Annotated in this window: 9 protein-coding genes; all 9 read left to right on the forward strand. The window is 71.4% G+C overall.

The window, feature by feature from the left end; translation table 11 throughout:
* Window positions 1–79: 79 nt before the first annotated feature.
* The 9 genes from ABWU78_RS08755 to nucS all read left to right on the forward strand — a co-directional run bounded on the left by ABWU78_RS08755 (window position 80) and on the right by nucS (window position 7,533).
* Window positions 80–316: an ATP synthase F0 subunit C gene (locus ABWU78_RS08755; protein ID WP_047232897.1), complete on the forward strand. Its 237-nt coding sequence runs from the start codon at window positions 80–82 to the stop codon at window positions 314–316.
* A complete protein-coding gene (locus tag ABWU78_RS08760) occupies window positions 316–915 on the forward strand; it encodes a F0F1 ATP synthase subunit B (RefSeq protein WP_253053359.1) in 600 nt (199 codons plus the stop codon). The genes ABWU78_RS08755 and ABWU78_RS08760 overlap by 1 nt, the downstream gene beginning before the upstream one ends.
* Window positions 915–1,730 carry a F0F1 ATP synthase subunit delta gene (locus ABWU78_RS08765; RefSeq protein WP_439158134.1) on the forward strand — a complete coding sequence of 272 codons (816 nt, stop codon included), beginning with the start codon at window positions 915–917 and terminating at the stop codon, window positions 1,728–1,730. Before ABWU78_RS08760 ends, ABWU78_RS08765 begins: the two co-directional genes overlap by 1 nt.
* A gap of 109 nt (window positions 1,731–1,839) precedes the next feature.
* Complete coding sequence (gene atpA / locus ABWU78_RS08770; protein ID WP_253053363.1) at window positions 1,840–3,471, forward strand: F0F1 ATP synthase subunit alpha; 1,632 nt, start codon at window positions 1,840–1,842, stop codon at window positions 3,469–3,471.
* A 2-nt stretch (window positions 3,472–3,473) separates the two neighbouring features.
* Window positions 3,474–4,370: a F0F1 ATP synthase subunit gamma gene (locus ABWU78_RS08775; protein ID WP_253053365.1), complete on the forward strand. Its 897-nt coding sequence runs from the start codon at window positions 3,474–3,476 to the stop codon at window positions 4,368–4,370.
* 91 nt (window positions 4,371–4,461) lie between these two features.
* Entirely contained in the window at window positions 4,462–5,943 is a 1,482-nt protein-coding gene (gene atpD, locus ABWU78_RS08780) for a F0F1 ATP synthase subunit beta (protein WP_253053367.1), read from the forward strand.
* Between the two features lie 133 nt (window positions 5,944–6,076).
* A complete protein-coding gene (locus ABWU78_RS08785; protein ID WP_047232903.1) occupies window positions 6,077–6,343 on the forward strand; it encodes a F0F1 ATP synthase subunit epsilon in 267 nt (88 codons plus the stop codon).
* A 13-nt stretch (window positions 6,344–6,356) separates the two neighbouring features.
* Window positions 6,357–6,773, forward strand: coding sequence for a DUF2550 domain-containing protein (locus ABWU78_RS08790; protein ID WP_253053369.1), 417 nt, complete (start codon window positions 6,357–6,359; stop codon window positions 6,771–6,773).
* 64 nt (window positions 6,774–6,837) lie between these two features.
* A complete protein-coding gene (gene nucS / locus ABWU78_RS08795) occupies window positions 6,838–7,533 on the forward strand; it encodes an endonuclease NucS (RefSeq protein ID WP_253053371.1) in 696 nt (231 codons plus the stop codon).
* Window positions 7,534–7,549: the final 16 nt, after the last annotated feature.

A 7,549-nucleotide genomic window follows, 5' to 3' on the forward strand; every position in this document is an offset into this window, starting at 1 on the left:
CACCAGCTCGCTCCAGACGCATCAACCCACGCGACGCCGGACCACCCAGGGCCGGCGCCCAACGGAAGGAACACCCATCGTGGACGTCACCACCCTCGCCGAGGTCACCGGTAACCTCAACTCGGTCGGCTACGGCCTCGCCGCGATCGGCCCGGGCATCGGCCTCGGTATCCTCATCGGCAAGACCATCGAGGGCATCGCCCGCCAGCCTGAGGTCGCCGGCCAGCTCCGCGCCACCATGTTCCTCGGTGTCGCGTTCGTCGAGCTCCTCGCCCTGCTGGGTCTCGTCGCCGGCTTCCTCTTCCCCGCGGCGTGATGTCGGCGCTGACGAGCGCCGCCGGTTCGCTGGTGGCGCAGACGGAGGAGCCGGAGGGGATCGACCTCTTCCTGCCGGCCGGCTACGACCTGCTCTGGTCGGCGGTCGTCCTCGTCGTCATCGCGATCGTCTTCTACAAGGCCGTCCTGCCCAAGTTCCAGGCGGTGCTCGACGAGCGCACCGCGAAGATCGAGGGTGGCCTCGCCAAGGCGGAGTCCGCCCAGGCGGAGGCCGCGGCGGCGCTGGCGGAGTACCACCAGCAGCTCCAGGAGGCGCGCACGGAGGCGGCGAAGATCCGCGAGGAGGCGCGTGCCGAGGGCACGGCCATCGTCTCGGACCTGCGGGCGAAGGCGTCGGACGACGCCGCGCGCATCGTCGAGACGGCGCACCGCCAGATCGAGGCCGAGCGCCAGCAGGCCGCGGTCTCGCTGCGCAACGACGTCGGTCTGCTCGCGACGGAGCTCGCCTCGAAGATCGTCGGCGAGTCGCTCGCCGACTCGGCGCGCCAGAGCCGCGTCGTCGACCGCTTCCTCGACGAGCTCGAGGCCGCGGGTCCCGCGGCGGCGAGCGCGGCGGGCACGGCCTCCGAGGAGCGCTGATGCGCGGAACGAGCGGCGAGTCCCTGACGCAGGCGCGGGACCGGTTCGAGCCGGTCCTGCGCTCGGCGGGCGAGGGCGCGCTGGCGCTGGGCGAGCAGCTCTTCGCGGTCACCGCGGCGTTCGACGAGTCCGCGCCGCTGCGGCGCTCGCTCGCGGACCCGTCGCGGTCCGGCGCGGACAAGGCGGCCCTCGTGACCGCCGTCCTCGCGTCGGGCTTCGACGAGCGGGTCGTGGACCTCGTGGCCGGTCTCGTCCGGTCGCGCTGGACCCGCGAGGGTGACCTCGCGGACGCGACCGAGCGCCTGGGCCTGGACGCGGTCCTCGCGTCGGCCGAGGCCCGTGGTGCTCTGGAGAAGGTCGAGGACGAGCTGTTCCGGACGTCGCGCGCGCTCGTCGGGCAGCGCGAGGCGCGGCAGGTCCTCTCCGACGACACGACCGACCCCGAGCGTCGCGCCGCGTTCCTGCACGCGCTGCTCGACGGCAAGGTCGACACGGTCACCGAGGTGCTCGCGGTCCACGCGACGCGCGCGCTGCGCGGTCGCCGGTTCGTCCCGACGCTGGGCTGGATCGGGGAGATCGCGGCCGAGCGCCGGCAGCGTCTCGTCGCCTCGGTGACGTCGGCCATGGTGCTCACGCAGGTCCAGCTCGACCGTCTCGCGACGCTGCTCGAGCGGGCCTACGGCCGCGCGGTGCAGCTCAACGTGACGGTGGACCCGGCCGTGCTCGGCGGGCTCCGCGTCCAGGTGGGCGCCGACGTCGTGGACTCCACCGTGCTCTCCCGGCTCGCCGACGCGCGCCGACGTCTCGTGAGCTGACGAGCCGACCCTTCCGACCGACGACCGTCCTGCCGGCCACCGGCCGCACAACCGACAAACGTTCGACCGCACCCGAACCACGAGGTGCGGCCACGACAGGAGAAGAGCAATGGCTGAGCTGACGATCCGGCCGGAGGAGATCCGGGCCGCTCTGGACAGCTTCGTGAAGTCCTACGAGCCCGAGGGCGCCGTGTCCGAGGAGGTGGGCCGGGTCACCCTGGCCGCCGACGGCATCGCCCAGGTCGAGGGTCTCCCGGGCGCGATGGCCAACGAGCTGCTGCGCTTCGAGGACGGGACCCTCGGTCTCGCCCTCAACCTCGACGTCCGCGAGATCGGTGTCGTCGTGCTCGGCGAGTTCACCGGCATCGAGGAGGGGCAGGAGGTCCGTCGCACGGGCGAGGTCCTCTCGGTCCCCGTCGGCGACGGCTACCTCGGCCGCGTCGTCGACCCGCTGGGCAACCCGATCGACGGCCTCGGCGAGGTCGCGACCGAGGGCCGCCGCGCCCTGGAGCTCCAGGCGCCCGGCGTCATGGCCCGCAAGTCGGTCCACGAGCCCCTCCAGACCGGTCTCAAGGCGATCGACTCGATGATCCCGATCGGCCGTGGTCAGCGCCAGCTGATCATCGGCGACCGCCAGACGGGCAAGACGGCGATCGCGATCGACACGATCATCAACCAGAAGGCGAACTGGGAGTCGGGCGACCCGACCAAGCAGGTCCGCTGCATCTACGTCGCGATCGGCCAGAAGGGCTCGACCATCGCGTCCGTCCGCGGCGCGCTCGAGGACGCCGGCGCGCTCGAGTACACGACGATCGTCGCGGCTCCCGCCTCGGACCCCGCGGGCTTCAAGTACCTCGCCCCCTACACCGGCTCGGCCATCGGCCAGCACTGGATGTACGGCGGCAAGCACGTCCTCATCGTGTTCGACGACCTGTCGAAGCAGGCCGAGGCCTACCGTGCGGTGTCGCTGCTGCTGCGTCGCCCGCCGGGCCGCGAGGCGTACCCGGGTGACGTCTTCTACCTGCACTCCCGCCTCCTCGAGCGTTGCGCGAAGCTCTCCGACGAGCTCGGCGCCGGCTCGATGACGGGCCTGCCGGTCATCGAGACCAAGGCGAACGACGTGTCGGCGTACATCCCGACGAACGTCATCTCCATCACGGACGGCCAGATCTTCCTCCAGTCCGACCTGTTCAACGCGGACCAGCGCCCCGCCGTCGACGTCGGCATCTCGGTGTCACGCGTCGGTGGTGACGCGCAGGTCAAGGCGATGAAGAAGGTCTCGGGCACGCTGAAGCTCGAGCTCGCCCAGTACCGTGCGCTCGAGGCGTTCGCGATGTTCGCGTCCGACCTCGACGCGGCCTCGCGCGGCCAGCTGCAGCGCGGCGCGGTCCTCATGGAGCTGCTCAAGCAGGGCCAGTACTCGCCGTTCCCGGTCGAGGAGCAGGTCGCGTCCATCTGGGCCGGCACCAAGGGCAAGATCGACGACGTCCCGGTCGAGGACGTGCGTCGCTTCGAGTCCGAGCTGCTCGACCACCTGCGCCGCAACACGGACGTCCTCTCGACGATCGCCGAGTCCGGCAAGCTCGAGGACGAGACCGAGTCGCAGCTCGCCGCGGCGGTCGACGCGTTCCGCTCCGGCTTCCTCAAGGGTGACGGCTCGCCGCTCGTCGGCGGCGACACCGAGGACGAGGCCGAGACGGAGATCGAGCAGGAGCAGATCGTCCGGCAGAAGAGGGCCTGAGCATGGCCGGATCCCAGCGCGTCTACAAGCAGCGGATCAAGTCGACGCAGTCGCTCAAGAAGATGTTCCGCGCGCAGGAGCTCATCGCTGCGTCGCGCATCGGCAAGGCGCGCGACCGCACGGCCGCCGCGTCGCCGTACGCCCGGGCGATCACCCGGGCGGTCTCGGCCGTCGCGACGCACACGTCGACGAAGCACCCGCTGACCAGCGAGCGCACGGACACCAACCGCGTGGCGGTGCTCGTCGTCGCGTCCGACCGCGGCATGGCCGGCGCCTACTCGGCGTCGATCATCCGCGAGACGGAGCGCCTCGTCGAGCGTCTCGTGGCCGAGGGCAAGGAGGTCGCGCTCTACGCGGCCGGACGTCGTGCCATCTCGTACTACACGTTCCGCGGGCGCGAGCTCGCCGGCTCGTGGTCGTACGGGTCGGACGCGCCGAACTCGGAGGTCGCGGGGGAGATCGCGGACGCCCTGCTGGGCGCGTTCCTCGCCCCGGCCGCCGAGGGTGGCGTGAGCGAGCTGCACATCGTCTACACGCAGTTCGTCAACATGGTCACGCAGCGCCCGCGCGTCGTGCGGATGCTCCCGCTCGAGGTCGTCGAGGGCGTCGCCCCGGCGGGCAAGCACGACGTGCTCCCGCTGTACGACTTCGAGCCCTCGCCCGAGGCCGTGCTCGACGCGCTGCTCCCGCGCTACGTGCGCAGCCGGATCTTCAGCTGCCTCCTCGAGGCGGCGGCGTCCGAGCTCGCGGCACGTCAGCGGGCGATGCACACGGCGACGGACAACGCGGAGGACCTCATCCGCAACTACACGCGGCTGGCGAACCAGGCGCGTCAGGCGGACATCACCCAGGAGATCAGCGAGATCGTCTCGGGTGCCGACGCCCTGGCGGCGTCATGACGGGCCGCACGGCCCGCGCGGCCAGCACCATCATCGACAACCTGACCGACACCGCCGGGGACCACTCCGGCACTGCGAAGCGAGGCCAGCAATGACCGCCACCACCGTGGAAGCACAGGTCGAGCACTCCAGCGGTCCCGGCGTGGGCCGAGTCGCTCGTGTGATCGGCCCCGTCGTGGACATCGAGTTCCCGGCGGACGCCATCCCCGACATCTACAACGCGCTGACCGTCGAGATCGACCTCTCGTCGCAGGGCGAGGGCGAGAAGTCCTTCACGCTCACGCTCGAGGTCGCCCAGCACCTGGGCGACTCGCTCATCCGCGCGATCGCCCTCAAGCCGACCGACGGCCTCGTCCGCGGCGCCCAGGTGACGGACACGGGCGCGCCGATCAGCGTCCCCGTCGGCGACGTCACCAAGGGCAAGGTCTTCAACGTGACGGGCGACGTGCTCAACGCCGCTCCGGGCGAGACGGTCGAGATCACCGAGCGCTGGCCGATCCACCGCAAGCCCCCGGCGTTCGACCAGCTCGAGTCGAAGACCACGATGTTCGAGACGGGCATCAAGGTCATCGACCTGCTGACCCCCTACGTCCAGGGTGGGAAGATCGGCCTCTTCGGCGGTGCGGGCGTCGGCAAGACGGTCCTCATCCAGGAGATGATCCAGCGCGTCGCCCAGGACCACGGCGGTGTCTCGGTGTTCGCCGGCGTCGGCGAGCGCACGCGTGAGGGCAACGACCTCATCCACGAGATGGAGGACGCGGGCGTCTTCGACAAGACCGCCCTCGTCTTCGGCCAGATGGACGAGCCGCCGGGCACGCGTCTTCGCGTCGCGCTCTCCGCGCTGACGATGGCGGAGTACTTCCGCGACGTGAAGAAGCAGGACGTGCTGCTGTTCATCGACAACATCTTCCGCTTCACGCAGGCGGGTTCCGAGGTGTCGACGCTGCTCGGGCGCATGCCCTCCGCGGTGGGCTACCAGCCGAACCTCGCGGACGAGATGGGTCTGCTCCAGGAGCGCATCACCTCGACGCGTGGTCACTCGATCACGTCGCTCCAGGCGATCTACGTCCCGGCGGACGACTACACCGACCCGGCGCCGGCGACGACGTTCGCGCACCTCGACGCGACGACCGAGCTCTCGCGTGAGATCGCCTCGCGTGGTCTGTACCCGGCCGTGGACCCGCTCGCGTCGACGAGCCGCATCCTCGACCCGCGCTACGTGGGCCAGGAGCACTACGACGTCGCGACGCGCGTGAAGTCGATCCTGCAGCGCAACAAGGAGCTCCAGGACATCATCGCGATCCTCGGCGTGGACGAGCTCTCGGAGGAGGACAAGACGGTCGTCGCGCGTGCGCGCCGCATCCAGCAGTTCCTCTCCCAGAACACCTACATGGCCGAGAAGTTCACCGGCGTCGCGGGCTCGACCGTGCCGCTGAGCGAGACCATCGAGGCGTTCAAGAAGATCGCGGACGGCGAGTTCGACCACATCGCCGAGCAGGCCTTCTACAACATCGGTGGCCTCGAGGACCTCGAGCGCAACTGGGCGCGCATCCAGCAGGAGTACGGCGCCTGATCCGACGCACGCGCGGGGCCGGGCCGGTCGGTCCGGCCCCGCGGGCGTCGCACCCGGACCCGGACCGCGGCACGCGGGCCGGGCGTCGTCCCGGACACCACACCGGGCATGAACCGCCCATGAAGGAGTTCCCGTGGCACAGCTGAACGTCGACCTCGTGGCGGCGGACCGCAAGATCTGGTCGGGCCGCGCACAGCGGGTCACGGCCCCCGCGGCGGACGGTGAGATCGGCATCCTCGCGGACCACTCGCCGCTGCTCTCCGTGCTGCGCGAGGGGTCGGTGCGCATCGTGGCCGAGGGCGAGACCCTCGACGTGCGCGTCTCCGGAGGGTTCCTCTCCGTCGACTCGAACCAGGTCACGATCGTCGCGGACTCGGTCGAGTCCGTACCGGCCCGCTGACCTTCGCACGACCATGACGCCCCTGGCCTGGCTCGCGATCGGACTGCTCGTCCTCGTCCTTCTCGCGATCGGGCTGGGGGCGTGGCGTCTGCGCGCCCTGTCCCACCGCGTCGGCTCGTTCGAGTGCGGGGCGCGGCGCGCGGGTGCGGCCGGTGCGCCCTGGGTCGCGGGCATCGCGCACTACGGCGTCGGCCGCATCGACTGGTGGCGGCTGTGGTCGGTGTCGATCCGCCCCGCCCGGACGTGGTCCCGCTACGACCTCGTCATCGCGGGCCGCGAGCCGTTCGCCGGCGACGGGCCCGACACCTACCTCGTCCGGTGCCGGTACCACGGTCAGGACTTCGAGCTCACGATGTCGCGCGCCGCGTACGAGGGGCTGGCCTCCTGGCTGGAGGCCGCGCCGCCCGGCCGCCGCGACGTCGTCGTCTGAGGCGTCGCCCGTGGGCTGACGCCGCGACCCGGACCGCCCACCACCGACCCGGAGGACCTGCCTCATGCGTCTCGTCGTCGCCCGCTGCTCCGCCCGCTACACCGGCCGTCTCTCGGCGCACCTGCCGCTCGCGACACGCGTGCTCATCGTCAAGGCCGACGGGAGCGTGCTGCTGCACTCCGACGGCGGGTCGTACAAGCCGCTCAACTGGATGAGCCCGCCGTGCTCGCTCGCGGTGCGCGAGCCGTCCGAGGAGGCGCGCGAGCGCGGCGTGACCGAGGTCTGGGCCGTGCAGCACGCGAAGAGCGACGACCGCCTCGAGATCGAGCTCCACGAGGTCCAGCACGACAGCTCTCACGAGCTCGGCATCGACCCGGGGCTGGTCAAGGACGGCGTCGAGGCGCACCTGCAGGAGATGCTCGCCGCGCAGATCGAGCTGCTCGGGTCGGGCCACACGCTCGTCCGCCGGGAGTACCCGACCGCGATCGGCCCGGTGGACATCCTCGCCAAGGACGCGACCGGGGCGACCGTCGCGGTCGAGATCAAGCGCCGGGGCGACATCGACGGCGTCGAGCAGCTCACGCGGTACCTCGAGCTCCTCAACCGCGACCCGCTGCTCGCGCCCGTGCGCGGCGTGTTCGCCGCGCAGGAGATCAAGCCCCAGGCGCGCGTGCTCGCGACGGACCGGGGGATCGGCTGCCTCGTCCTCGACTACGACGCGATGCGCGGCGTCGACGACGTGGACTCCCGCCTCTTCTGACGCGCGACTCGCCGAG

It is taken from the genome of Cellulosimicrobium sp. CpK407, assembly GCF_051844275.1.
GTDB lineage: Bacteria > Actinomycetota > Actinomycetes > Actinomycetales > Cellulomonadaceae > Cellulosimicrobium > Cellulosimicrobium cellulans_G.